This window comes from Streptomyces sp. NPDC002513 (genome assembly GCF_053595355.1).
Genome location: NZ_JBSFXK010000044.1, coordinates 1 through 25462, shown reverse-complemented (window position 1 = coordinate 25462; position 25462 = coordinate 1). Strand labels below are relative to the sequence as shown.

At 73.5% G+C, this 25462-nt stretch carries 16 protein-coding genes; 4 read left to right on the top strand and 12 right to left on the bottom strand.

Going from position 1 to position 25462, the window contains the following annotated elements:
- Positions 1-6: 6 nt before the first annotated feature.
- Positions 7-624 carry a TetR/AcrR family transcriptional regulator gene (locus ACWD5Q_RS25140; protein ID WP_451429287.1) on the bottom strand — a complete coding sequence of 206 codons (618 nt, stop codon included), beginning with the start codon at positions 622-624 and terminating at the stop codon, positions 7-9.
- A 100-nt stretch (positions 625-724) separates the two neighbouring features.
- Here ACWD5Q_RS25140 and ACWD5Q_RS25135 point away from each other — a divergent pair, with 100 nt between their 5' ends.
- Complete coding sequence (locus tag ACWD5Q_RS25135; RefSeq protein WP_451429286.1) at positions 725-1669, top strand: oxidoreductase; 945 nt, start codon at positions 725-727, stop codon at positions 1667-1669.
- Between the two features lie 13 nt (positions 1670-1682).
- Here ACWD5Q_RS25135 and galE read toward each other — a convergent pair whose 3' ends face one another.
- Genes galE through ACWD5Q_RS25120 form a run of 3 tightly spaced genes read right to left on the bottom strand, consistent with a single transcriptional unit; the run spans position 1683 to position 5677 of the window.
- Positions 1683-2663, bottom strand: a complete 981-nt coding sequence (gene galE, locus ACWD5Q_RS25130; protein ID WP_451429285.1) for a UDP-glucose 4-epimerase GalE — start codon at positions 2661-2663, stop codon at positions 1683-1685.
- 43 nt (positions 2664-2706) lie between these two features.
- Positions 2707-4308, bottom strand: a complete 1602-nt coding sequence (locus ACWD5Q_RS25125; RefSeq protein WP_451429284.1) for a glycosyltransferase family 2 protein — start codon at positions 4306-4308, stop codon at positions 2707-2709.
- 55 nt (positions 4309-4363) lie between these two features.
- On the bottom strand, positions 4364-5677 hold the full coding sequence (locus ACWD5Q_RS25120; RefSeq protein WP_451429316.1) for a glycosyltransferase 87 family protein: 1314 nt from the start codon (positions 5675-5677) through the stop codon (positions 4364-4366).
- 128 nt (positions 5678-5805) lie between these two features.
- Between ACWD5Q_RS25120 and ACWD5Q_RS25115 the strand changes: the two genes are divergently transcribed.
- Positions 5806-7569 (top strand): glycosyltransferase family 39 protein, encoded by a 1764-nt coding sequence (locus ACWD5Q_RS25115; RefSeq protein WP_451429283.1) that lies wholly within the window; start codon positions 5806-5808, stop codon positions 7567-7569.
- A 53-nt stretch (positions 7570-7622) separates the two neighbouring features.
- Here ACWD5Q_RS25115 and ACWD5Q_RS25110 read toward each other — a convergent pair whose 3' ends face one another.
- On the bottom strand, positions 7623-8129 hold the full coding sequence (locus ACWD5Q_RS25110; protein WP_451429282.1) for a MarR family winged helix-turn-helix transcriptional regulator: 507 nt from the start codon (positions 8127-8129) through the stop codon (positions 7623-7625).
- Positions 8130-8260: 131 nt separating this feature from the next.
- Between ACWD5Q_RS25110 and ACWD5Q_RS25105 the strand changes: the two genes are divergently transcribed.
- On the top strand, positions 8261-8674 hold the full coding sequence (locus tag ACWD5Q_RS25105) for an organic hydroperoxide resistance protein (protein WP_451429281.1): 414 nt from the start codon (positions 8261-8263) through the stop codon (positions 8672-8674).
- A 66-nt stretch (positions 8675-8740) separates the two neighbouring features.
- Here the strand turns inward: ACWD5Q_RS25105 and ACWD5Q_RS25100 are convergent, their stop codons facing one another.
- From ACWD5Q_RS25100 to ACWD5Q_RS25070, 7 genes are all read right to left on the bottom strand, one after another.
- Positions 8741-10945, bottom strand: coding sequence for a bifunctional glycosyltransferase/CDP-glycerol:glycerophosphate glycerophosphotransferase (locus tag ACWD5Q_RS25100; protein WP_451429280.1), 2205 nt, complete (start codon positions 10943-10945; stop codon positions 8741-8743).
- Between the two features lie 5 nt (positions 10946-10950).
- On the bottom strand, positions 10951-13143 hold the full coding sequence (locus ACWD5Q_RS25095; RefSeq protein ID WP_451429279.1) for a bifunctional glycosyltransferase/CDP-glycerol:glycerophosphate glycerophosphotransferase: 2193 nt from the start codon (positions 13141-13143) through the stop codon (positions 10951-10953).
- A gap of 155 nt (positions 13144-13298) precedes the next feature.
- Positions 13299-15554, bottom strand: coding sequence for a bifunctional glycosyltransferase/CDP-glycerol:glycerophosphate glycerophosphotransferase (locus ACWD5Q_RS25090; RefSeq protein ID WP_451429278.1), 2256 nt, complete (start codon positions 15552-15554; stop codon positions 13299-13301).
- A gap of 166 nt (positions 15555-15720) precedes the next feature.
- Positions 15721-16629: a carbohydrate ABC transporter permease gene (locus tag ACWD5Q_RS25085; protein WP_451429277.1), complete on the bottom strand. Its 909-nt coding sequence runs from the start codon at positions 16627-16629 to the stop codon at positions 15721-15723.
- On the bottom strand, positions 16626-17906 hold the full coding sequence (locus ACWD5Q_RS25080; protein WP_451429315.1) for a carbohydrate ABC transporter permease: 1281 nt from the start codon (positions 17904-17906) through the stop codon (positions 16626-16628). The genes ACWD5Q_RS25085 and ACWD5Q_RS25080 overlap by 4 nt, the downstream gene beginning before the upstream one ends.
- Positions 17907-17985: 79 nt before the next feature.
- Positions 17986-19374, bottom strand: a complete 1389-nt coding sequence (locus ACWD5Q_RS25075; RefSeq protein ID WP_451429276.1) for an ABC transporter substrate-binding protein — start codon at positions 19372-19374, stop codon at positions 17986-17988.
- Positions 19375-19660: 286 nt separating this feature from the next.
- The gene (locus ACWD5Q_RS25070; protein WP_451429275.1) at positions 19661-23218 is read right to left on the bottom strand and encodes an FHA domain-containing protein; all 3558 of its coding nucleotides are present in this window, start codon (positions 23216-23218) and stop codon (positions 19661-19663) included.
- A 437-nt stretch (positions 23219-23655) separates the two neighbouring features.
- On the opposite strand from ACWD5Q_RS25070, the gene ACWD5Q_RS25065 reads away from it, so the two are divergent.
- The gene (locus tag ACWD5Q_RS25065) at positions 23656-25341 is read left to right on the top strand and encodes a protein kinase domain-containing protein (protein ID WP_451429274.1); all 1686 of its coding nucleotides are present in this window, start codon (positions 23656-23658) and stop codon (positions 25339-25341) included.
- Positions 25342-25462: the final 121 nt, after the last annotated feature.

The window sequence follows — 25462 nt, the reverse complement described above, 5'->3', positions numbered from 1 at the left end:
GGCACTTCAGTTCGCTTTGTCTTCCGGCCGGTCAGGAGCGCAGCCCCGGAGGACGTACGCGATCAGTTCGTCCAGGTCCTGTGCGCACACGTCCGGCGGCAGGGAGTCGCTGGCCGCCAGGGTCGCGTAGCCGTGCAGCGTGGAGAAGACCCCGATGCCCACGCGCTCCGGGGGGCCCTCGCGCACTTCTCCGCGGCGCTGGGCCGCGGTGATGAGGCCCACCATCTCCTCGGTCCACCGCTGGGCGGCCGCGCTCAGCTCCTCGGAGGCCTCGGGGGTGTGCTTGATCGCGTACATGAGGTCGAGCAGCTCGGCGTTGGCGGTGGCGAAGTCCACATACGCGCGGGCTCCCGCCCTCAGACGTTCGGCGAACGACTCGCCCGCCTCCCTCAGCGCCGTCGTCATCGCCTCGGCGAGCCGCCCGAAGCCGGCCAGCGCGAGCGCGTCCAGCAGTGCCTGCTTGTCCTTGAAGTGCCGGCTCGGCGCCGCGTGGCTCACGCCGAGATCGCGTGCGAGTTCGCGGAGGGACAGCGCGGCCGGTCCCTTCTCCCGGAGCGTCTCCTCGGCCCGGGTCAGCAGCGCGGCGCGGAGGTCTCCGTGGTGGTAACGGCGTCGAGTGTGCATGCGGATCAGTGTAGCCAGGATGTGGTCGACGCCTACTTTGTTGTCGACGTCACCATTGTTGTCATTGACATCATTGTTGTCGGCGCCTACTTTTGCTCGTATGTCCACGACTCAGAGCAAGAAGCAGACCAGATGGAGCGCCGGTGACATCGCCGGCCAGACCGGCCGCACCGTCGTCGTCACCGGCGCCAACAGTGGTATCGGCCTCGCCGCCGTCGACGCGCTCGCCCGGGCCGGCGCCCGCGTGGTGCTCGCTGTACGCGACACCAGGCGCGGCGAGGCGGCCGTCGCCACCGTGCGCGGCGCGAAGGGACACCTCGAGGTGCGCCGTCTCGATCTGGCCGACCTGGCGTCCGTGCGCGAGTTCGCCGACGGGTGGCAGGGCGACATCGACGTGCTCGTCAACAACGCCGGTGTGATGAACGTCCCCGAGGGCAGCACCAAAGACGGCTTCGAGACCCAGTTCGGCACCAACCATCTGGGCCACTTCGCCCTGACGAACCTGCTGTTGCCGTACGTCAGGGACCGCGTGGTCACCGTGTCATCGGGGATGCACCGGACTCCCGGCGCGCGCATCCACTTCGAGAACCTGAACCTGACCGGCGAGTACAGCCCGATGGCCGCCTACGCGCAGTCCAAGCTGGCCAACCTGCTGTTCACCCTGGAACTGCAGCGCCGGCTGACCGAGGGCGGCTCCCGCGTACGGGCCCTGGCCGCGCACCCGGGATGGGCCTCGACCAACCTCCAGGGCCACGACGCCAACGCCCTGCGGCGGGTCGCGATGCAGGTCGGCAACCGCCTGTTCGCCCAGGACGACAAGGCGGGCGCACTGCCGACCCTGTACGCCGCGACCCAGGATCTGCCCGGCGCGAGCTACGTCGGCCCCGACGGCATGAGCGAGATGCGCGGCGCCCCGACCCTGGTCGGCCGCTCGCGCGCGGCCAGTGACCCGGACACGGCCCGGCGCCTGTGGACGGTCTCCGAGGAGCTGACGGGCGTCACGTTTCCGGCGCTCCCCGAACCGTCGCCGACCGTGGAGGCCTGAGCGGTCTTAAGAGCTAACGCCGTGCCGCCCCGGGATGCCTGCGGACCCAGCCCTCCCAGGCGGAGGTGATCATGTCCTCCACGTCGTGTTTCGCCGTCCAGCCCAGGCGCTCGGCGATGCGGTCGGCCGAGGCGACGACGCGGGCGGGGTCGCCGGGGCGGCGCGGGGTGACGGTCGGCGGGGTGTCGTAGCCCGTGATCGCGTTGATGCGGTCGATCATCTCGCGCACCGACACGCCCTCCCCGCGGCCGATGTTGAGGGTGAGGTCCGTGCCGGGGGCGGCCCGGAGCGCGCGCGCCGCCGCCACATGGGCCTCCGCGAGGTCGACCACGTGGATGTAGTCGCGGACGCACGTGCCGTCGGGGGTCGGGTAGTCGTCGCCGAAGATGCGCGGTGCCGCGCCCTGCGTCAGCCGCTCGAAGACCATGGGGATGAGGTTGAAGACGCCGGTGTCCGCCAGCTCCGGGGCCGCCGCCCCCGCCACGTTGAAGTAGCGCAGGGACGCCGTCGCGAGGCCCGTGGCGCGGTTCGTCGCGCGGGCCAGCCACTCGCCGGCCAGCTTCGTCTCGCCGTACGGCGACATCGGGACGCAGGGCGTGTCCTCCGTCACCAGATCGACGTCCGGCATGCCGTACACCGCGGCCGAGGAGGAGAACACGAACGAGGGAACCCCCGACTCCGTCACCGCCTCCAGCAGGACCCGCAGGCCCTCCACGTTCTCCCGGTAGTAGTGCAGCGGCAGCTCCACCGACTCGCCCACCTGTTTCTTCGCCGCCAGGTGTACCACGCCGCTCACCGTGTGCTCCGCCAGCGTGCGGCGCAGCAGTTCGCCGTCCAGCGTGGAGCCCACCACCAGCGGCACCTCGGCGGGTACGCGCTCGGCGATGCCCGTGGACAGGTCGTCGTACACCACGGCGCGCTCGCCCGCCTCGGTCATCGCGCGGACGACGTGCGCCCCGATGTAGCCGGCGCCGCCGGTGATCAGCCAGGTCATGTGCGGCCGTCCCCTCGTCAGTTGGCCCAGTGTCTGTCTGCGGTCAGGTCAAGTGAAGCAGCCGGCGGAGCCTGCGGCTCACGACCGAGGTCACTCCGCGTACGCCCGGTGCCACCCGCAGGGCCAGCGCGCCCGAGTGCGTCGCGTACGGCTGCACCAGCAGCACCCCGTGCCGCAGGCTCGGCACCGCGCGGCGGCCCAGCAGACCGGGGCCGTCCAGGGCGTGGGCCGTGGTGTCGCGGATTGTGCCGTCGTCGAAGCGGAGGGTCAGGTTCAGGTCCCAGGTTCCGGCGCCGAGCGCCACGAGGTCCACGGGGGGCTCGGCCGTCCAGCCGCCGAGGTCCGCGTCCCGCTGGAGCGCGGCCGTGGTGGTGAGTCCCACCGTGGTGCCGTCCTCCCGCCGGACGAACTCCACGTCCACCCGGTGCGGGCGCGCGTTCTCCACCCGCCCGTACAGCTCGTGCAGGCGCAGCCGCAGCCGGGCGCCCCGCGCGCGTGGACGCAGATCCGCGTCGACGGCGACCGGAAGATGCCGCATGGGGCGGTGCAGCAGATGCTCCAGCCGGACCTGCGGCAGATCCGCCGACCAGACGGGAGTGCCGTCCTCGGTCCGCGCGTAGGGCGGGGTCAGCCGCGCGGGGCGGGCCGCCAGCTCCTTGATCCGGTGCAGATCGCGGGGCTGTCCGGCGGCGAGCACCACCTGCGCCACGACCCGCCCCGGCACGGAGGCCTGCGCGAGGTCGGCGGCGTCGAAGTCCGACAGGTACGCGCGCGTGAGCGTCCACCACTCATCGCGGTACGCGGCTTCGCGCAGCGGGAGTTCCCGCGCGTACATGCGCAGCCCGCGGTCCAGGAAGGCGGCGCGCGCCGCCCGCGCGAGCCGCTTCTCGCCGGCACCCAGCAGGATCTCGTACGCCTGCCGGTTGGCCTCCATGCGCGCTTTCCAGTTGTCGACGTCGGCGCGGTCGAGGGAGATCGACAGCCGCCGCGCCGAGCGGCGCACATGCCAGATGTACACGGCGTCCGGCACCAGGGCGATGGCCGGTCCGGCGGCCAGCACGCGCGCGGTGAACACGAAGTCCTCGTAGAGGAACCGGCCGTCGGGGAAGCGGATGCCGTGCTCGCGCAGGAAGTCGGTGCGGTACAGCTTGTTGACGCACAGGGTGTCGTGCGCCAGGCGGGGGCGCCGGGAGGGGTGGGAGACCAGCGCGGGCCGCTCGTACAGCTCCGGCTGCCAGGGGACCTCGCGGCCCGACGGCAGCTCGCGGCGCACGCACAGGCCCGCGGCGACCGGTGTCCCGTGCGTGACGGCCGCATCGAGCAGCGCGTCCACCGCGCCGGGCGGCAGCACGTCGTCGCTGTCCAGGAACATCAGGTAGGGGGCGGTCACCGCGTCGATCCCGTCGTTGCGCGGGGTGCCGCAGCCGCCGCTGTTGGCGGTCCTGCGCACCACTTTCACCCTCGGATCCCCGGCCGCGAGGGCGTCGAGCAGTTCGGGGCTGCCGTCCGTCGAGAAGTCGTCGACCGCGATCACCTCGCGGACGACTCCGCCCTGGGCCAGGGCCGAACGCACCGCGTCGGTCACATGAGTGGCGTCGTCGTAACCAATGACGACGACGCTGACCTGTGCATCGTGAGGGCGCATCGAATCCACAAGCCTGGAGCCTAGGGAAGCCTGGTAATCATCTGTTAAGAACTAATTAACCGCCTGTGTGGAAGAGGGCAGGAATGCGGCTGCGGTTCCCTGGCGAAATGCCTGATTCCGGTCGTTCCGGAGCGGGACGGCCCGAGCGCCACAGACGGACGAAGGACAGCACCGCCGCGGACACCAGCAGCCCGTTGCGTACGACCATGAGCACACAGCCCAGCCAGGTGCAGTTGATGACGTCCCCGTAGAGGGCGGGGTACTCCACCGTGCTCACCGCGCTCGCCGCCAGGACCAGCGCGGCGACCGTGCGCTGTGTGGTGTGCCGCGAGGTCATGCAGACCGCGGCCAGCCCGATCAGCCACACCATGTACTGGGGGCTGATCACCCGGCTCGTCACCGTGAACAGCAGGACGGCCGCGAGGGCCGCGTCGTAGGGGGTCGCGGGCGTCCAGCGGCGGGCCCGCACCCGCCACAGCAGCAGCAGGGCGAAGGCCACCGCGGTCAGCGCGAGCGAGCCGACGGCGACCGCGTGCACATGCGGGCCGACGAACTCGACGGCCCCGTACTGGTAGTGGGTGCGCCCCGACCAGCCGGCCCGGCGCGCCAGCATGAGCACCGTGCCGCCGAGCGACTCGATCTGCACGCCCCGGCCGCCCTGCTGGCGCAGAAAGTCGAGCGGGTGGCGGAACAGGGCTGTGAGCAGGGCGAGCAGCGTGACCACGGTGACCGCGGCGGCCGTCCAGGCCTCGCGGGTGCCGCGGCCGCGCGGGGCGCCGAGGAGCGCCAGCGCCGGCCACACCTTCACCAGGGCGCCCAGTGCCGCGAACACGCCGCCCACGCGCGGGGAACGCGACAGCGTCAGCAGCGAGATGACCGCGAAGGCGGTGACCTGGACGTCGTAGCGGGCGAGCGGGATGTGCAGCAGCAGGGGCAGGCCCGCCGTCCACAGGACCGCGCCGCGCAGCGAGCGCCCCGGGCGGGTACCCGCGCGCGCGAGGACGAGCGTGATCACGGCGTCGGTGAGCAGGGTGAGGGTGACGAACGCCTGAAAGTACGTCAGGCCCGGCAGCAGCGCGGGTGACAGCAGGACCGCGCCCGCCCCCGGCGGGTACTGCCACAGGTGGTCGCCGGAGGGGAAAGCGCCGTGCGAGAGGACGCCGTACCAGTGGAAGTACAGCGCCCACACCTCGCGTGCGACCCCGCCCCGGCCGAGCAGGGGGTACTGGTCGTGGGCCAGCAGCCACAGCATCAGCGCCCGGGTGGTGAGCCAGCCGGCGGCGAGGAGAAGCAACCGATGTCTCGTGCGGCCCCTCTTCCACAGCGGTGGCCGCGACGTCGGCGCGGACGGGGGGGCGGGGGGCTCCATGGCACTCTTCAAGGCACTCATCAACCCCGAATGGTAAGCCGACTTGAAGGTGCGAGGGTGCAGATAACCCGTCAATGCGCGGCAAAGGTTAGTTAATAGTACTAAGTCGTCACATGTTGAATGCCCCCATGAGTCGGTCAGCGGTGAGGTGTACGCAGTGCGTGGCCGTCCTCGTGCCCGTGGCGGTCATGGTGGCGCTCGGGCTGTGGGGACTGGACCGCGACGGCATGTGGCGCGACGAGGCGGCCACGTTCCAGGTGGCGCGCCGCTCCCCGGCGCAGATCTGGCTGCTGCTGCACCATGTGGACGCGGTGCACGGCCTGTACTACCTGCTGATGCACGGGGTCCTGGCCGTCCACCCCGGTGAGGTGCTGCTGCGGCTGCCCTCGGTCTGCGGGGCGGCCGCGGCGGCGGGCCTGGTCGCCGCGCTGGGCGCACGGCTGTGCCGGCCGCGGGTGGGGCTGTGGGCGGGGCTGCTGTACGCGGTCACGCCGATGGTCGGGCACTACGCGCAGGAAGGGCGCAGTTACGCTCTGGTCGCGGCCGGGGTCGCGGGCGCGACGCTGCTGCTCGTGCGGGCGGTGCGGGGCACGAGCTGGTGGCCGTACGGGGCCGTCCTCGCCGTCACCTGTGTGCTGCACGAGTTCGCGGTGCTGGTGCTGCTCGCGCACGCCTGCACGCTGGCACTCGCGCGGGTGCCGGGCAGGGTGTGGCGGGGGTGGGCCCGCGCGGCCGGTGCCGTGGCCGTGCTGCTGCTGCCGCTGGCGTTGGTCTCGCGGGGGCAGTCGGCGCAGGTGGCGTGGCTGACGCCGCCGGACGGGCGGAGCGTGGTGCGGCTGCTGCGGGAGTTCGCGGGGCCGTCGCGGGCGGTCCTGGTGCCGTATCTGGTGCTGATGGCGCTGGCGGTGCGCAGGCCCGGCGCACCCCGGGGGCTCTCGCCGGCCGGGGTGGCGCTGCCGCTGATGCTGGTCCCGCCGGCGGTGCTGATGGCGGTGTCCCGGGTCAGCCCGTTGTACGACGACCGGTATGTGCTCTACGCGCTGGCCGGGGCTCCCCTGCTGGCCGCGGCCGGTGCCGAGCGGGTCGCCGGGATGCTCCGCCGGCCATTCAAGGGGACGCCGGCCGCGCCGCGGAACGGCTGCCCGCGCACCGCCGGTGTGGTCGCACGCGGCCCCCTGCCTCCCGCGCCGCGCCGGCCGGTGCCGTACGGCGCGGCAGTGGCGCTGCGGGAACGGTCACGGGTCTTCACGCCCCGCGCCCGCCCGGCCTCGCGGCGGCTCTCCGCGCCCCGGGCCTGCGTGGTCCCGGGGCGGCCCCCCGCGCCCGGCGCCCGCCCGGTGCCGCGGCGGCCCGCCGGGGTGCGGCGGCATATCGGGACCCTCGTCGGGGTCGTCCTCGTCTGCGGAGTGCTGGTCGTGCAGCTTCCCCTGCACAGGGCCGACCGAAGGGCCGCCAACCGGCCCGACGACCTGGCCGCCGTCTCCGCCGCCGTGAGCCGCACGGTACGGCCCGGGGACCCCGTGCTGTTCCTGCCCTCGCTGGAGCGGCGGGCGGCGCTGGCCTATCCCGCCGGGTTCCGGGGGGTCCGGGACGTGGCGCTGGACGTGCCCGCGGCCGTTGGCGGGACGCTGTACGGGCGGGAGGTCGGCCCCCGGGAGCTGCGGCGCCGGCTCGGCGGACTCGGGTACGTCTGGGTGGTCGGCGAGGGGTATGCGCTGCGGCCCTCCTGGACCCCCTGGAACGCCACCGACCGCGCCAAACTCGCGGTGGTGCGCGAGGAGTTCGTCACCCGCGCGGAGTATGTGCACCGCGGCGTCACCCTTCGACTTTACGTACGCCGCGAGGGGCCCTCCTCGCGCGCGCCACGAGGGGCCGTCGACCGTCCCGCGTAGACCGGCGTCCTGCGCGTGGGCGTCCCGCACACAGGCACCCGGGAGCAGGTGTTCTAAAAGCACTCCGGAGTCTCGTCCAGCGCCGCCGCGTCCAGGATCCGGGTCAACTCGTCGAGGCGGGCCCGCAGGTCCGTGATCTCCGCCAGGTCGAAACCCGTCGCCGCGGCGATCCGGCGGGGCACCAGCAGCGCGCGCTCCTTCAGTGCCGTGCCCTCGTCGGTGAGGTGGACGTGCACGGACCGCTCGTCCTGCCTGCTGCGCTCGCGCCGCACCAGGCCCGCCGCCTCCAGTCGCTTCAGCAGCGGCGACAGCGTCCCGGAGTCCAGCCGCAGGTGCTCACCGAGCTTCTTCACCGGCAGCTCTCCCCGCTCCCACAGCACCAGCATCACCAGGTACTGGGGATAGGTGAGGCCCAGGTCCTTGAGTACGACGCGGTACACGCCGTTGAAGGCGCGGGAGGCGGCGTGCAGGGAGAAGCAGATCTGGTGGTCGAGGCGCAGGTACTCCTCGGCCTCGGAGGCCTCGGAGACCGCCGTGCTGGGTGTCGGCGTGGTCGTCATGGCTCCAGGGTAGCTCCGGCTCGTCATTAAGTTGTGCACAACTTAATCGTGTGCTCTACTTGTGTCCGCAAGGCGGTCCGGGCGGAAAGAAGGGCCGGCCGCCGCAGAGACTTCGAAAGGGATGGTTTTCCATGGACGCGCTCTACACCGCCGTCGCCACCGCCACCCACGGCCGCGACGGGCGCGCCGTCAGCTCCGACGGCAAGCTCGACCTCGACCTGGCCATCCCGGTGGAGATGGGCGGCAGCGGCAAGGGCAGCAACCCCGAGCAGCTGTTCGCCGCCGGGTACGCGGCCTGCTTCGCCAGTGCCCTCGGCCTCGTCGGCCGCCAGGCCAAGGTCGACGTCAGCGACGCCGCCGTGACCGGCGAGGTCAGCATCGGCAAGCAGGGCGAGGGCTTCGGCCTCGCGGTCACGCTGCGCGTGGAGCTGCCGGAGTCGGTGGACCAGGAGACCGGCCGCAAGCTGGTCGAGCAGGCCCACCAGGTCTGCCCCTACTCCAACGCGACCCGCGGCAACATCCCGGTCGAGCTGGTCGTCGAGTAGCCGGTCGCGTCACCACGGTCCCGTGCCCGGCGCCGGTGCGACGTCCTCCCGGTGCCGGGCACGTTCTCAGGTCGTGGCCAGCACCTCGCGGTCGCCCGCCGCGGGGGCCGGGATCGACGCCGGGACCTCGGGCTCGCCCAGCATCAGCATCCGCACCACCCGCCGGGCGGCCTGCCCGTCGTCGAACTCGCAGAACCGCTCCCGGAAGCCGGCCCGCAGCCGTGCCGACTCCGCATCCCGCCAGCACCCCGAGGCGAACAGCCACGCCAGTTCCCGGTACGAGCGCGTGACATGGCCCGGCGCGTCCGCGGTGATGTCGACGTACGCGCCCCGGGCGGCCGTGAACGCGCCCCAGTCGTCGGCGTGCACGACGATCGGCCGGTCCAGGTTGGCGTAGTCGAACAGGAGAGCCGAGTAGTCCGAGACCAGCACGTCCGAGGCGAGCATCACCTCCTCGACGTGTGCCTCGTCGGTGGCGTCGACCAGCACGCCGCGCCGGTGCAGCTCGGCCAGGCCCATACCGCGGACCGGCTCCTCCGCCAGCGAGGGGTGCAGACGGACGACCAGGGTGTGGCCCGCCCCCAGGTCCTCGGCGAACCGGGCCAGGTCGAAGCGGTCGGCGTGGCCGCCCCGCACGTGGTCCCGGCGGGTCGGCGCGTACAGCACGACCGTGTGGTCCTCGGGGATGCCGTGCCGGGACCGGAAGGCGGCCCCGTCGCCTGGCCGCGCGCCCACCAGGACGTCGTTGCGGGGGCTGCCCGTGCGCACCGAGGTGAAGTGGCAGGGGTAGGCGCGGTCCCAGGCCAGCTCCGCGTGGCGGTTGGCGACCAGGCTGTAGTCCCAGCGGTCGGCGCGGCGCAGCATCTGCGGCACGTCCATCCCGAACCGGGCGCCCGGCTTGTCCAGCAGGTCGGCCCCCTTGTACTTCAGCGGGGTGCCCTGATGGGTGTGGATGTGGACGCTGCCGGGGCGCTTGACCAGGGTGCCGGGCCAGTTGACGTTGTTGACGAAGTACGTGGCCCGCGCGGTGAGCCGGTGGTAGGCCAGGGAGTCCGGCAGGACGTACTCGATGTCCGGCGGAAGGTGCTCCGCCTGGTCCTCGCGTACGACCCACACGCCCCGGATGTGCGGGGCGAGATCACGGGCCGCGCGATGGATGGCGGCCGGGTCACCGAGGACCCCCCGGTGCGAGAACGCCGAGTAGAGGGCCAGCTCCGGGTCCAGGGGCCGCAGCGCCTGCGCCCGGAACCAGCCCCTCTTGACGCGCCCGGCCGTGGCCTTGCGGGCCTGCTGCCCCCGCCGTCCGGCCGCGCCGCCGAGGGCGGCGGCCCGCTGCCGGGCCCGGTAGCGGGCGTAGCCGCCCTCAAGGACGCGCAGGTTCGCCGGGACCGGCTCCTCGGTGCGGTGTCTGCGGAACAGCTCGGCGGTGCGGCGGAAGAACTCGCCCTTGTCGGCCGCGGGCAGCCGGTCCGGTTTGGCGAGGATGTCCAGGCAGTGCTCGCCCGTCTTGCGGTGCAGATACGGGCGCCAGCGGGCCAGTTCCGGGTGGGCGTCGACGTAGGCGAAGACCCGTTCGTACTGGTCGTGGATGTCGAAGTGCTTGCGGCTGGTGGTGGACAGGATGTTGCCCTGCCGGCGTTGCCGGTAGTTCAGGCAGATCCGGTCGAGGACCGCGATCCGCCGGGCGCTCAGCAGCGCGGGGAAGGTCCAGGGCGTGTCCTCGTAGTAGCCCGGCGGGAAGCCGAGATCGTGCTCGGTGACGTAGTCCCGGCGGTAGGCCTTGTTCCACACCACCATCAGCAGTTCGAGGATCTCGGGGTGTTCCGCCGCCGTGAAGGTCCCCTCGCCGGCCTCGGCGAGTACCCGGGCCAGGGTGTTGCGACGGGTGCCGCCCCACCAGTAGGTGCGTGCGTAGTCGAACACGAGGATGTCCGGGTCGCGGGTCTCCTCCAGCCGGTCGGCGATCGCGCGCAGCGCCCCCGGGGTGAGCGTGTCGTCGCTGTCGAGGAAGAGCAGGTAGTCCCCGGTGGCGTACGGCATCCCGGCGTTGCGGGCCCGGCCGAGGCCGACGTTCTCGGGCAGGTGCAGCACCCGTACGCGCGGGTCGCGCTCGGCGTACTCGTCGAGGATCGCTCCGCTGCCGTCGGGCGAGCGGTCGTCGACGGCGATCACCTCGAAGTCCGTGTACGACTGCCCGAGCACCGAGTCGAGGCACTCGCCGAGGAAGCCCTGCACCTTGTAGACGGGGACGATGACGCTGAAGCGGGGCACTGGGGTCAGCTCCTCACGAGGGAGTGGGCCGGGGCCGGGACGCGCTCGGCGAGCGGGATCACGGGCGGGATCGACTCGGGCGGCTCGCCCAGCAGCACCCGGCGCACCACACGTTCGGCGGCGCGCCCGTCGTCGAACGGGCAGAAGCGCTGCCGGAAGGCGGCGCGCAGGGCGGCGGCGGAGGCGTCCGCGTACGCGCCGTCGCGGAAGAGCGCCGTCAGTTCCCCGGGCGTACGCGCCACCCGGCCCGGCGGTGCCGCCATCAGGTCGAAGTAGACGCCCCGGACCTCCCGGTAGACGTCCCAGTCGTCCGCGTACACGACGATCGGCCGGTCCAGGTTGGCGTAGTCGAACATGATCGACGAGTAGTCCGTGATCAGCGCGTCGGCGGCCAGACAGACATCCTCCGCGGAGCGGTGCCGGGTGACGTCGATGATCCGGCCGTCGCCGCGGGCCGTGCCCCGGTCGTAGAAGTAGTGCGCGCGCAGCAGCACCACGTACTCGTCGCCGATCGCCTCGCAGAACGCCGCCAGGTCGAGGGGCGCGTCGAAGCCGGTCGCGTGGTCGCGGTGCGTGGGCGCGTACAGCAGGGCCGTCCTGCCCTCGGGGACGCCCAGCTCGCGGCGGACGCGGGCCACGTCGTCGGCGGTCGCCGTGTAGTAGACGTCATTGCGCGGATAGCCGTACTCGAGGGTCTCGTACGAGCCCGGGAACGCCCGCTCCCACATCCGGGTGGAGTGCGGGTTGGAGGAGAGGTTGTAGTCCCAGCGGTCCACCCGCGTCAGCAGCTTGGCGAAGCTGCCGGAGGCGGCCGCGACCACGGGGTACGTCGACTGGTCGACGCCCATCTTCTTCAGCGGCGTGCCGTGCTGGGTCTGCAGGTGCACGCTGCCGGGACGCTTGACGACGCCGTCCGCGAAGTTGGCGTTGTTGATCAGGAACCGGGCGCGGGCGAGCACGTCCCAGGCGGCGGGGCTGCCGAGCACCGCGTACTCCACGTCCTTCGGCATGCTGTCGGCCGCGTCCGGCTCGACCAGGAACACCGAGCGCAGCCGCGGGGCCAGTTCGCGGGCCTTGGCGTGGATCGCGGCCGGGTTGCAGGCGTAGCCGCGGCCCCAGTACGCGCAGTACACGGCGAGGTCGGGGTCGAGGGGGCGGCGCAGGTTCAGTGCGTACCGGGCGCGGGTGCCCAGCGCCCGGGGCCGGGATGTCTGCCGCACGGCCCGCGCCGTGCCCTGGTTGACGGCCCGCAGCGCGTGGAACGCGTCGTAGGCGCCCGCCGCGAGCAGCCGGTGCTGCATCCCGACACGGCCCGCCGGCGGCCGGAACCCGGCCGGGCGGTGCCGGCGGTACAGACCGCCCGCCCGCCGGAAGAAGGCCCGCCGCAGATGCGCGGGCAGCCGCTCCGGATGCGCGGCGGTCTTCAGTACGACGGTGAAGAGCTGGTGGAACAGCGGCCCCGACCGGTCCTCGGGCAGGGCCAGTTCGGCGGCCCGGGCGAGGACCAGCTCGACCTGGTCGAGGAGGTCGAGCTGGTGGGCGCCGGGGGTGTGCAGCCGGCTGCCCTGCCGGCGCAGCAGATGCCGTACGCAGACCGAGCGCAGCACCGCGACGCGCTCGGCGGTGAGCGTGACCATGCCGCCCCAGCCGATGTCGGTGAAGTGGCTCGCCGGGAACGTGAGCCGGTGTCCGGTGACGAACGCACGGCGGTACGCGGCACTCCACGCGGGCACGGACACGCCGGTCAGCTCCGGCGCCCGGCCGGGCGTGAACGCCCCTTCGGGCGCCGGGCCCAGCGGGGGCGTGGAGGCCTCGGCGTTCCACCAGTGGACCCGCTCGTGGTCGAAGAAGAGGACGTCCACGTCACCGGTCGCGGTCAGACGCGCGTCGATCGCGGCCAGCGCGCCGGGCGTGAGGACGTCGTCGGCGTCGAGGAACAGCAGATACGTTCCGGTCGCCGCCGCCATCCCGGTCGTACGGGCCACGCCCAGGCCGCCGGCGGGCGGCGAGGTGAGCGGCACGACCGTGCTGTGCCGCTCGGCGTACGCGGCGGCGACCGTGCCCGCGGGGGAGTCGGGGGCGTCGCAGACCGGGATCAGCTCGATGTCGCCGAAGGACTGGCTGAGGGCGGAGTCCAGCGCCTGGGACAGCCGGCCGGCGACACCGAAGGCGGGGACGATGATGCTGAAGCGGGGCATTCTGGTCTTTCTCTCGGGCCCCGAAGGCGGTGCCGGGGCCTTAAGCGTCATGGGCTGCGGGTACGTCAGCGCCCGGGCCGTGGGGCGGGGCGCCAGGTGACCGGCCGGGTGGGGGTGGGTCTGCGCGGCATGCGGAACTCCGTCTGCTCAGGGGGTCACAGGCGCTCGGCGACCGGGACGGGGCGCCCGGGCGCCGGAACGGTGGCGAGCGGTACGGCGGACAGCCCCGCGGCGGCGGACGGGACCGGGTGCCGGCCCGTCGGGGGGACGACCGAGGGCAGCCCGGCGTTCTCCCCGAGCACGACCCGGCGCACGATCCGCTCGGCGGCGCGCCCGTCGTCGTAGGGGCAGAAGCGCTCGCGGAACGCGGCCCGCAGCCGGGACGAGCGCGAGCCGCACCAGTGGCCGGTCGCGAAGATGTCGATCAGCTCGTCCTCGCTGCGCGCGACCGCGCCCGGCGGGACGGCGCGCACGTCGAGGCAGGTGCCGCGGACCGCCTCGTACGCCTCCCAGTCGTCCGCGTACACCACGATCGGCCGGTCGAGGTTGGCGTAGTCGACCATCAGGGAGGAGAAGTCGGTGACCAGCGCGTCCGAGGCCAGGCACACCGACTCCACGCTCGGATGGTCGCTGACGTCGATCAGCCGGCCGCCGGTGGCCCGCGTCAGCGGCTCGCCGTACGCGGGGTGCGCCCGGGTCAGCAGCACGAAGCGCGGGCCGAGCCTGCTCAGAAAACGTTCGAGGTCGAGGCCGGGGCGCGGGCCGCTGCGGTAGTCGCGGCAGGTCGGCGCGTACAGGATCGCCACCGCGTCCGCGGGGATGCCGAACGTCTCGCGCAGCCGGGTCACGTCCGCCGAGGTCGCCCGCGCGAAGACGTCGTTGCGCGGAAGGCCGTACTCCAGGGTCGTGAAGCGGGACGGGAACACACGCTCCCACACCAGGGTGGAGTGGCGGTTGCCGGACACGACGTAGTCCCAGGTGTCGGCGGAGCGCAGCATCCCCGCGACATCGGTGTCGCGGGTGGCGGCCGGACGGTCCTTGAGGTCCAGGCCCATGCGCTTGAGCGGGGCGCCCTGCCGGGTCTGCACCAGGATCTGGCCGGGGCGCTTGACCAGCCGCGGGCCGAAGTCGGCGTTGTGCACGAGGTACCGGGAGCGGGCCAGCGCCGTCCAGTACGCGGCCGATCCGGGCCGCAGCCGGCGGGTGGCCGCCGGGATGGTGTGGTGGTGCTCGGGGCGGGCGATCCACGCGGTGCGGATCCGCGGGAACAGCCTGCGGAACGCGGACTCCAGGGCGGCCGGGTTGCAGCCGTACCTGCCCCCCGCGGCACTGGTGAAGACGGCCCGGTCGGCGCGCAGCGGGAGGCACCGCTGGAGGCGGTAGTGCGCCCGCAGCGCGACGCCGGCCGACCGCCGGCCCGCCCCGGCGGCCAGGCGTCCGGCGCCGCGCGCGAGACGGGAGGCCAGGGACAGCGCCCGGAAGGTGCGGTGCGCGGCGAAGCGGACCAGCAGATGGCGCGGGCGCAGCGGGGCGCCCGGGACGCGGTGCCGGCGGTAGTGGTCGCGGGCCAGGCGCAGGAACTCGCCGTGGCTGCCCCGGGGCAGCCGGCCGCGCCGGACGAAGACCGTGGCCAGGTGGTCGACCATGCGGCCGAACAGCACGGGCCGCCAGCGGGCGAGTTCCGGATGCGCGTCCAGGTGCGCGAACACCCGGTCGTACTGGTCGAACACGTCGAAGTGTCTGCGGCTGGTCGAGCCGAGGATGCTGCCCTGGCGGCGCTGGCGGTAGTGGACGCAGACCCGGTCCAGGGTGGCGAGCGTCTCCGCGGTCAGCAGCACCGGGAACGTCCAGGGCGTGTCCTCGTAGTAGCCCGGCGGGAAGGCGAAGCCCTCGCGCTGGACGAACTCCCGGCGGTAGGCCTTGTTCCACACCACCATCAGCAGCGAGAGCAGGCCGGGCCGGTCGTCGAGGCGGAAGGGTGCCGGGCCCTGCTCGGTGAGCAGTCCGGAGAGCTGGTTGCGGACCGCTTCGCCGGTCCAGTACGTGCGGGCGTAGTCGAAGACGAGGACGTCCGGCTCGGAGGTCTCCTTCAGCCGGTCCGCGATGTCCTGGAGGGCGTCCGGGGTCAGGCTGTCGTCGCCGTCCAGGAAGAGGACGTAGTCGCCCTTCGCCTGCTCCAGCCCCGCGTTGCGGGCCCGCCCGAGCCCCGCGTTCTCCGGCAGGTGCAGTGGGCGGACACGGGCGTCGCGGGCGGCGAACTCGTCGATGACGGCGCCGCAGGCGTCCGGCGAGCAGTCGTCCACGGCGATGACCTCGAGGTCGGGATACGACTGGTCCAGCACGGATGTGAGGCATTCCTCCAGGTACGCCTGAACCTTGTACGCGGGAACGATGACACTGAACCTGGGCAAGGGGCATCCATGGGTCGGCGCGGGCATACTGCCCGAAAACGGCCGACGGGGCGGTTTGGTTACGCCCGGGTGCCACATGCGGGGGAACGGCGAAGGAAACCCCAGGTGAACGGCGTGGGGTGGGCCGCTGGTTCCGGTCCACCCCTGAACGGCCGTGCGAGCGACATTACTTGACGGCACCCGCCATGACACCTGACACGAACTGGCGCTGGAACGCGAAGAACACGGCCAGCGGGATCACCATCGAGATGAACGCGCCGGGCGCCAGGACGTCGATGTTGTTGCCGAACTGGCGGACCTGCGTCTGCAGCGCCACCGTGATCGGCTGGGTGCCCGACTTGGTGAACACCAGCGCGACCAGCATGTCGTTCCACACCCACAGGAACTGGAAGATGCCGAGGCTCGCGATCGCCGGGCCGCCCAGCGGCAGCACGACCCGGGCGAACAGCCGCAGTTCGCCCGCGCCGTCGAGACGGGCCGCCTCCAGCAGCTCCCGGGGGATCTCCGCGAAGAAGTTCCGCAGCAGGAACACCGCGAAGGGGAGACCGAAGCCCGTGTGGAAGAGGATCACCCCGAAGACCGTCCCGAACAGGCCGATCCTGCCGAAGAGTTCCGCGATCGGGATCAGCGCCACCTGTACGGGCACGACCAGCAGGCCGACCATGCCGAGGAACCACCAGTCGCGGCCCGGGAACTCCATCCAGGCGAAGGCGTAGCCCGCCAGGGAGCCGATCACCACCACCAGGACGGTCGCCGGCACGGTGATCAGGACCGTGTTCACCAGGGAGTGGGTGATGTCGCCGTTCTCCAGCAGCTTCCGGTAGCTCTCGACGGTCAGTTGAGAGGGCTTGCTGAGGACCGTCCACCAGCCGGACGCGCTCATGTCCGACGGCGAGCGCAGCGAGGACAGCAGCAGGCCGATCGTCGGCACCAGCCAGAACAGGCCGACGACGATCAGGAAGACACGGACCAGCCCGCCGCCGACGCCCTCAGCGAGCCGTGCGCCAAGGGAGCGCCTGGCCCGGACGACGGTGACGGGCGCCGCCTTCGGCAGACTCCGGTCCTGGGTCGTCATCGCCTGGCCTCCCGCCGCAACCGCCGTACGTTGAACAGCATCATCGGGATCACGAGCAGCAGCAGGAACACCGCGATCGCGCTCGCGATGCCCGGCTGGTCCTCCGAGAAGCCCTTGCGGTACAGCTCCAGGGCCAGGACGTCCGCGTCGTCCTGGGATGAGCCCGGCGGGATGATGAAGACCAGGTCGAAGATCTTCAGCACATTGATCATCAGGGTGACCGTGACCACCGCGAGCACCGGCGCGAGCAGCGGCACGGTGACCCGGCGGAACACCTGCCACTCACCCGCGCCGTCCACCCGCGCCGCCTCCAGCAGTTCCCGGGGCACGCCCGCGAGCCCCGCCGCGATCAGCACCATCGCGAAGCCGGCCCACATCCACACGTACGCGCCGATGATGGCTGGCGTGACCAGCGACGGACCCAGCCAGTCCACCCCGTTGTACGGCTCCTTGAAGTTGCCCGCCGGAAGCCGCAGCCGGGCGCCGTCGGCCCGGGCGGGAAGCGTGAACGTGCCGTCGGCGGCGGCCTTCGTCGAGGCCACCACCGTGCCGTCCTTGACCGCCTCGATCCGCATCCCGGCGTAGCCCAGCTCCGCGGGGTCGACCACGCCGAGCCTGCCGACGCCCTTGCCGCGCGTGAAGTCCTGCCAGGTGGTGCCGGTGATCCTCCCCGGCTCGGGCCCGGCCTGCACCGCCCGCTTCGCGCCGCTCGGCATCTTGTCGGGGGCGACCCCGACCAGGGGCAGCGCGACTGGCCGGCCGACGTGGACGGCGGTCCTGGTGATGAAGCCGCCGCCCTGCGCGATGAGCGGGGACTCGCGGCCGGGGTGCGCCTTCGGGAACGCGGACGACTGCGCGAAGGTGTCGTGGACCCCGACCCACACCGCGTTCGCGACGCCCTTGGCCGGGTCCTGGTCGTACACCAGCCGGAAGATGATCCCCGCGGCGAGCATTGAGATCGCCATCGGCATGAAGACGATCAGCTTGAACGCCGTGCCCCAGCGCACCCGTTCGGTGAGCACCGCGAAGACCAGGCCCAGCGCCGTCGAGACGGCCGGCGCGAACACCACCCAGATGATGTTGTTCTTCAGGGCGGTGCGGATGCCGTCGTCGGTGAACAGCGCCCGGTAGTTGTCGAATCCGGCGAAGCCGTCGCCGGAGGAGTCCTGGAAACTGCGGACGACCGAGTACCCGATCGGGTAGACCACGAGCGCGCCGAGCAGCACCAGGGCGGGCAGCAGGAACAGGGCCGCCACGGTCTTGCGGGTGCCGGTCACGCTCTTGCGCGGACGGGGAGCGGGCGGCGTCGCCGGGGCTTCGGCGACGCCCTCCGCGGCTGTCGGCGGCACCGCCGGATCAGCTCCCGTTTCCGTACGCCGCCGCCGCGTCCTTCTCCAGCTTCGCCTGTGTGCCCGCTACGTCCGCCGGGTTCTTCAGGAAGTCCTGGAGGTCCTTCCACTCGCCCTTGCCGGGCGTGCCGCCGAAGGCCTGCGGGGCCTGGTCGGACATGTCGAAGCGGAAGTCGTCGCCGGCCGCGATCAGCGCCTGGGCCATCTTCCGCTGCACCGCGTTCGGATACGCGGACAGCGGGACCGCCTTGTTCGGCGAGAGGTAGCCGCCGAGCCCGGCCTGGATGGTCGCCGCGTCCGGTGAGGCGAGGAAGGTGACCAGTGCCTGCGCCGCCGGGGAGTCCTTCAGGACGACCGCCGCGTCGCCGCCGGAGACCACGGGTGCCTGGGCCCCCACCGCGGGGAACGGGAACACCTTCGCGTCCGTGCCCACCTTGGCCTTGGTCTCACCGATGTTGACCTGCGCGAAGTCGCCCTCGTAGACCATGGCCGCCTTCGGCTGGGTGCCTCCGGTGAAGGTCTGGGTGACCGAGACGGGGAACTCGGTCTGGAGCGCGCCGTCGGGGCCGCCCGCGATGTAGTCCTTCTTGCCCCAGATCTGCGCCAGCGTGGTCAGCGCGTCCTTCACGGACGGGTCCGTCCACTTGATCTTGTGCTGGGCGAGCTGGTCGTACTTGTCCGGGCCCGCCTGGGAGAGATAGACGTTCTCGAACCAGTCGGTGAGGGTCCATCCGTCGGCGCCGCCGATGGAGAAGGGGGTCACCCCGGAGTCGTAGACGTTCTGGGCCACCTTCAGCAGGTCCGCCCAGCGCGCCGGCTCCTTGGTTCCCGCGTTCTGGAAGACCTGCGCGTTGTACCAGATCAGGGACTTGTTGGCGGCCTTGTAGTACGCCGCGTACTGGGTGCCGTCGACCTTGCCGATGTCCTGCCAGCCCTGGGAGTAGTTCTTGCCGATCTGCGCCCGGGCCTCGGCGCCGAGGGGCTTGGCCCACTTCCTCTGGACGGCCTGCTTGATGGCGCCCGGCTGCGGGAGCAGGGCGACGTCCGGCGGCTGGCCGCCGGCGATCTTCGAGCCGAGGAAGTTGATGATCGGGTCCTGGGCGGGCACGAAGGTGACCTTGGCGCCGGTGCGTTTCTCGAACTCGGCCAGCACCTTCTTGAAGTTGGCCTGTTCGCCGCCGGTCCAGACGGCGGCGACCTCCAGGCTCCGGCCGTTCAGCTTGGGAAGGGTGACGGTGGCCGCGCTGGGCGTACCGCCGCTGTTCTTGCCGCCGCCGCTCTTCTTGCCGTCGCTTCCGCCGCACGCGGTGAGCGAGAGCGCCAGCGCTCCCACGACGACGGCGGCTGCGGTTCTGGCCGCCCGGTGTGTCCGGATGGTGCTGCTCGTCCTGCGCATCACTGCCCCGTTCTCCGTTCCTCGTCGAACGTCGAGCACTGTTCCGTGCGCTCTGGTGTACGCGGGGATGATCGGGGCGGCAAGAGCGCATGCACCGTCAACGAGCCGATCGTGACCGCCTCGTGACGTGCGGTGGGCGCGCCTTCCCGGCCGCGGACACACAGCTCTCCGGGCCGTGCGTGCAGCTTTCCGGGCCGTGGACGTGCAGCTCTCCGGGCGGACGTGCAGCTCTCCGGGCGGACGTGCAGCTCTCCGGGCGGACGTGCAGCTTTCCGGGCCGCGGAAGCTACAACAGCGAGGGCACCTCCGTGGCCGACACCGAGCGGGCCGCCCGCTCCAGCGCGCTGGCCAGGAGCGCCAAGTCCGTGGGGCCGTTGCCCAGTTCGCGGACCGGGCGGCGGGCGGGCGGGTCGCCCATGCGGTGCCACTCCAGGGGGACGACCGTGGGGCGCAGCGTCGCCGTGCGGGGAATGCGCCCGGTGATCCGGCCCCCCTGGAAGGGCGTCACTCTGCCGTCCGCGCCCGTCAACCGGCCACGCCCCGGCGCCGGTTCGTCGGGCCCCGATGTCACCGCGTCCAGGGTGACCCGGAGCGAGGCCGTGCACGCCGGTTCCCATTCCGCCGTCCGTCCGCCCGGACCCGCGGCCGCGACGAGATGCACCCCGAGCCGCTGCCCGTCCCGGGCCACCGCCTCCAGGGCCCGTACGACCGAACCGGCCGCCGGGCGGCCCAGCGCGCCCAGCGCTGGGGACAGCAGCGCGTCCAGGTCGTCCACCAGCACGACGAGACGGGCCAGCGGCGGACCGGGCTCCGGCCGCTGCCGCGTCGCCGCGGGCCGCAGGCGCAGGGTCGTGCTCGGCGGGGAGTCGAGGTCGCCCGAGGCCGGACTCCCCACGCGCTGCGGGCCGATCCGCTCCGACACCTGCCGCTGGGTGTGCCACTCGGCGAAGTCGAGCCGCCCCAGCAGCTCGGCCCGCCGCTTCAGCTCGGCGCTCAGCGACTGCGCGAACTCCCGCATGCGGACCGGGTCGTTGGCCGTCAGGTGGGTGGTGACGTGCGGCAGGTCCGTGGCGAGCCGCAGGCTCTCGCCGTCGGTGGCGCCGTTCGGGCCGCAGCCGTCGCCCTCGACGAGCACGATCCCCAGCCGGTCGGGACGCTCGGCCGCCGCGAGCGACGCGGCGACCGAGCGCAGCAGCTCCGTACGCCCGCTGCCGGGCGGCCCCTCCACCAGCATGTGCGGTCCGCCGGCGGCGAGATCCACCGTCACCGGGCCGCGCGGTCCCGCGCCGAGCACCGCCCAGGCGCGCCCGCCCGGCGACCTCGTGTCGTCCGCCGCGTCGGCCCAACGCGCCATCAGGGACGCCGGGGTGGCCCGCGCCAGGCCCAGCTCGTCCAGCAGCCGCGCCGTCTGGGGCAACGGTGCCGACACCCGCGGGTGCCGGTCTGTGCCGCCGTCCGTGCGCAGCGGGGCGAGCGCCCGCGCGAACCGCTCCGCCCAGGCCCAGGACACCGCGTCCACGGTGGCGACCGTGCCGTGCCCGACGGGGACACGGGGCCCCCGCGCGAAGTCAGCGCCCCCTCCCGGCGCGACCCGCAGCAGCCGCAGTGCCGTCGCGACGTCGCCGCACAGCAGCGCGACGGCCCCGCACTCCCGGAACGCGGGCGACGCCGCGCACGCCGCCTCGTACGTCTCCGTCACCGGAGAGGCGGGCGAGGCGGACGGCGCCTCGGCCAGGCACAGGACGTGGATGCCGGCCCGCGCCCCGTCCTGCGCCAGCCGTGCCACGGCCTCGCGCACATCGGCGCTGCCGGGGTCGCCGTCCACGACCACCACGGTGTACGGCCCGGGGAAGGCGCCCTGTGCCTCGCCCTCGTGCTGCGCCCAGGAGGGGCGGCGGAGGGCGCCGCGCACCTCACCGGCCGGATCGCCCAGATGCCCGGGACCTCCGGGACGGCCCCCGGGAGGTGTGCGGTCCGCGCCGGTCGTGGCGGGGGTGCCCGGCACGCCGTCGTGGCCGGTCAGGTGGTCTTCGAGGCGGCGCAGCAGTTCGTCGGTGCGGGCCGTGGCCTGCTCGCGGTCGTACGCCAGCAGGAGCCGGCAGTTTTGGCCGTGGGCCGGGCGCAGATGCGGCAGCCAGCCGAGCCAGGCCCAGTCGGCGACGCGTTCCTCCAGCGGGCGCGAGCGGTCGGAGCTGATCAGGACCAGCTCCAGCGTGTCGGGGGAGTGCAGCGCGGCGAGCTGCGCCACCACCGCGCGCGCCAGCCCCGCGAGCCGCGCCCGGGGGCCGGCCAGGCCGAGCGCGCCCACCTCGCGCAGTCCGGCGGTCACCGGCACCGCGGGCAGCAGCCCCCCGCCGCCCGGCGCCGCCCGGTCGGCCGTGCCCAGCCGCACGGTGAGCGTCTCCGGATGGCCGGGTCCGCGCTCCCACAGCCGCGGCCCGGGGCCGAGCGCGCTCAGCAGCAGCGCCGCGAGGTCCGGCCACTTCTCGGGGCCCGGGGCGGCGAAGGACGCGGGCGTCGAGGTGACCTCGGCCCCGTCGAAGCCCGGTCCTGTGGTGCCGGACTGTTCGCCACGGCCTCCGGTGAGGCGCCGCGCCCACGCGGTGAAGCCGCGCCGGCGCATTCCCGGCGGCACGTCCGTGCCCCGCCGCTGCCCGATCCCGGGGGCTCCGCCCTGCCCGGACACGGTGGGCGCCATGGGGGCGCCTTGCTGCTCGTCGGGGTGCCCCCGCTCGGGCGCAGCCGGGAGCGGGGGAGGGGCCACGAGCCGGGGAACGGGCGGCTCCACCGGGCCGTGCTCCTGTGCCCCGGGGGCGGCCCCGCCGGACGCGCCCCACTCGGTGACGCCGAAGCCGTGATGGGTGTCGCCGGAGGCGACGCCGTGCGCGCCCCGGTCCGGGATTCCCGTGGTGCCGTCCCGGCCCGGGATCGTCGTGGTGCCGTCCCGGCCCGGGATCGCCGTGGTGCCGTGCCGGCCCGGGATCGCCGTGGTGCCGTGCCGGCTCGGGATTCCCGTAGCGCCGTCCGGGCCAGGGATCCCCGTAGCGCCGTCCCGGTCCGGGCCCCCCGTGCTGCCGGAGCCCGCGTCCGCGGCGCTCCCCCCGCGCGCGTGCGGCACGGTCGCCGGGCGTGGGGCACCCGCCGGGCTTCCAGGCGCCTCCTCGCCGAGGATCCGCACCTGGCCTTCGCCGTCCGGCGCTGTCCGCACCCGCCGCGCCACGCCGGGCGGGGCCAGCCGCAGGGCCGATTCACCGAGGCGGAGCAGCGCCCCGGGGGCCAGGCGCACCGGGCGGTCGGTCACCTGCCTGCCGTCGAGCACCGTGCCGTTCGTGGACCCCAGGTCGGCGACCGAGACACGGCCGTCGTCGGCGACCGTGACCGCGCAGTGCAGCCGGGAGACGTCGGGGTCGTCCAGCGGGACGTCCGCGTCGGCGGAGCGGCCGATGCGGACCACCCCGCCGTGCAGCAGATGGACGCCGCCCGCGTCCGGGCCCGCCACCACATGCAGCTGGGCCGCGTCCTCGTCGGGCTCGGGGCCCGGCTCCGCGGGCGCGCCCAGCGTCAGCACCGCCCCGTCCAGCAGCGGCGGCTCGCCCAGCGTGCAGCGCTGGGGGTCCAGCCGCTCGGAGCCCGCGTACAGCACCAGGGAACCCGCACCGGGCTCCCGGCCGCGCTCGGGCGGGGAGGCGCCCTGGGCCGCGCCGACCGCCGAGGTCAGGCCCGACGCCACCGCGGCCAGGGCCGTACCGGCGGGCGCGGTGACCAGCACGTCGCAGCTCGCGGCACGCGCCCGTGACTCCGGGAGCGGGCCCAGCGGGTCTACGACGGTCAGCCGGATCTGCATCGCCGACAGCGGTCCCTTCTGCGCGGGCGCACGCGCACGGGGACGGAGCCGTGCCGCGGTCCCCCACCGCGGACTCCCCCCACCGCACGCGAGCACAGCGGCCAGTACGGGATGCATCCTCGCACCTGCCACCGACAACACGCGCGCGGCCCGGCACCAAGTGATCTTGATTGGTCGGCTCTGCCCGCAAAAGTGCCGGACCGGTGCCCGGCCGGTGTCCGCCGGAGATCGGTCACGTCCGGTTCCGGCAACCAATGGACTGAGGGGAGCGTCTTTTCTTCGAACATGCACGAGAGGCGGAACGTAAGACGGAGCAGGACGACAGGGAGCGCCGCCCACCGCGGCACTACAGTGGGTCGGAACACGCTCGGCGCTCCGGGAGCGGTGACCGGAGCCGGCGTACGGACCAGGCAAGCAATCAGCAGGGAGCGCATGACGTGCGGCCGGTAGGCAGCAAGTACCTGCTCGAGGAGCCGCTCGGACGCGGCGCCACGGGCACCGTCTGGCGAGCCCGCCAGCGGGAGACCGCGGGTGCCGAGGCGGCCGTGCCCGGCCAGCCCGGCGAGACGGTCGCGATCAAGGTCCTCAAGGAGGAACTCGCGAGCGACCCGGACATCGTCATGCGGTTTCTGCGGGAGCGCTCCGTCCTGCTCCGGCTCACCCACCCGAACATCGTCCGGGTGCGCGACCTGGTCGTCGAGGGCGATCTGCTGGCGCTGGTCATGGACCTCATCGAGGGCCCCGACCTGCACCGCTACCTCCGTGAGAACGGCCCCTTCACCCCGGTCGCCGCAGCCCTGCTCACCGCGCAGATCGCCGACGCGCTGGCCGTGAGCCACGCCGACGGCGTCGTGCACCGCGACCTGAAGCCCGCGAACGTGCTGCTCGAACAGCGCGACAGCCAGATGCACCCGATGCTGACCGACTTCGGCATCGCCCGACTGGCCGACTCGCCGGGCCTCACGCGCACCCACGAGTTCGTGGGCACGCCCGCGTACGTCGCCCCCGAGTCGGCCGAGGGCCGCCCGCAGACCTCCGCCGTCGACATCTACGGCGCCGGCATCCTGCTGTACGAGCTGGTCACCGGCCGTCCGCCGTTCGCCGGCGCGACCGCCCTGGAGGTCCTCCACCAGCATCTGAGCGCCGAACCGCGCCGCCCCTCGACGGTGCCCGACCCGCTGTGGACGGTGATAGAGCGCTGCCTGCGCAAGAACCCGGAGGAACGGCCGAGCGCCGAGAACCTGGCGCGGGCGCTGCGGGTGGTCGCCGAGGGCGTCGGCGTGCACGCCGACGCCGCCCAGATCGCCGCCGCGGAGGGCGTGGCCGCGCTGCTCGCGTCGGACCCCGCCCCGGCGTCCGTGCCCGGCTCCGCAGACCCCACGCAGGTGCTGCCGCAGGGCCCGGCCGGCGCGTACGACCCGAACGCGGCGACCAGCGTCCTGTCGCACCCCCCGGGCGCCGCGGACCCCACGGCCGTCCTGCCGCCCCACGGCGGAGCCGCCGACCCGACGGCCGTCCTGCCGAACCGGGGAGCGGCCGACCCGACGGCCATGCTGCCTCCGGTGCCGCAGCACGGGCCCGGCGGGCAGCAGGGGCCCGAGGGCCCGCACCCCTGGCAGAACCAGCTGCGCGCCGCCCGCGACCGCAACGAGCAGACACAGGTCCAGGCCTACCTCGACCCCGGCGAGGACCCGCTGCGCCGCCGTCCGCAGCGCCAGGTGGCCCGCCCGCCGCAGCGCCCCCAGCAGCCACCGGCCCCGGGGTACGGCCAGCAGCAGCCCCAGCAGTACGCGCCCCAGCGGCAGCGGCACGCCCCCGCGCCGCAGCAGCAGCCGCAGCGGTACGCGCCGGCGCCGCAGCAGCAGCCGCAGCGGCCCGAGCCGCGTCCGGCGCGCGAGCCGCGGCCGCCGCGTCAGCGCAGCGCCAACCCGATGAAGATCCCGGGGCTCGGCTGCCTGAAGGGATGCCTGTTCATCGTCGTCATCCTGTTCGTCGCCGGGTGGCTGGTCTGGGAGTTCAGTCCGCTCCAGCAGTGGATCGGCACGACGCAGTCCTACTGGCAGCTCCTGAGCGGCTGGTTCGACAAGGTGAGCGGGTGGATCGGGAGCTTGAGCTCCTCGTAGGCGACTTTTGAGTTCCCCGTAGGGACGTAATCATTCAGGCGGTGTGCGCTGAGTGATGGATTTGGGCGTGTGGTGACGGCCGGTGACCGTGGTGGTCGTCGGCTGGCAGGGCGGGGTGTCA

Excerpts from the sequence above, each read along its gene's own strand:
- ACWD5Q_RS25115 (WP_451429283.1), top strand. The coding sequence starts at position 5,806 with ATGAGTCGGTCAGCGGTGAGGTGTACGCAGTGCGTGGCCGTCCTCGTG.
- ACWD5Q_RS25095 (WP_451429279.1), bottom strand. The coding sequence starts at position 13,143 with ATGCCCCGCTTCAGCATCATCGTCCCCGCCTTCGGTGTCGCCGGCCGG.
- galE (WP_451429285.1), bottom strand. The coding sequence starts at position 2,663 with ATGACCTGGCTGATCACCGGCGGCGCCGGCTACATCGGGGCGCACGTC.
- ACWD5Q_RS25120 (WP_451429316.1), bottom strand. The coding sequence starts at position 5,677 with ATGGAGCCCCCCGCCCCCCCGTCCGCGCCGACGTCGCGGCCACCGCTG.
- ACWD5Q_RS25075 (WP_451429276.1), bottom strand. The coding sequence starts at position 19,374 with ATGCGCAGGACGAGCAGCACCATCCGGACACACCGGGCGGCCAGAACC.
- ACWD5Q_RS25135 (WP_451429286.1), top strand. The coding sequence starts at position 725 with ATGTCCACGACTCAGAGCAAGAAGCAGACCAGATGGAGCGCCGGTGAC.
- ACWD5Q_RS25105 (WP_451429281.1), top strand. The coding sequence starts at position 8,261 with ATGGACGCGCTCTACACCGCCGTCGCCACCGCCACCCACGGCCGCGAC.
- ACWD5Q_RS25125 (WP_451429284.1), bottom strand. The coding sequence starts at position 4,308 with ATGCGCCCTCACGATGCACAGGTCAGCGTCGTCGTCATTGGTTACGAC.
- ACWD5Q_RS25140 (WP_451429287.1), bottom strand. The coding sequence starts at position 624 with ATGCACACTCGACGCCGTTACCACCACGGAGACCTCCGCGCCGCGCTG.
- ACWD5Q_RS25085 (WP_451429277.1), bottom strand. The coding sequence starts at position 16,629 with ATGACGACCCAGGACCGGAGTCTGCCGAAGGCGGCGCCCGTCACCGTC.
- ACWD5Q_RS25070 (WP_451429275.1), bottom strand. The coding sequence starts at position 23,218 with ATGCAGATCCGGCTGACCGTCGTAGACCCGCTGGGCCCGCTCCCGGAG.
- ACWD5Q_RS25110 (WP_451429282.1), bottom strand. The coding sequence starts at position 8,129 with ATGACGACCACGCCGACACCCAGCACGGCGGTCTCCGAGGCCTCCGAG.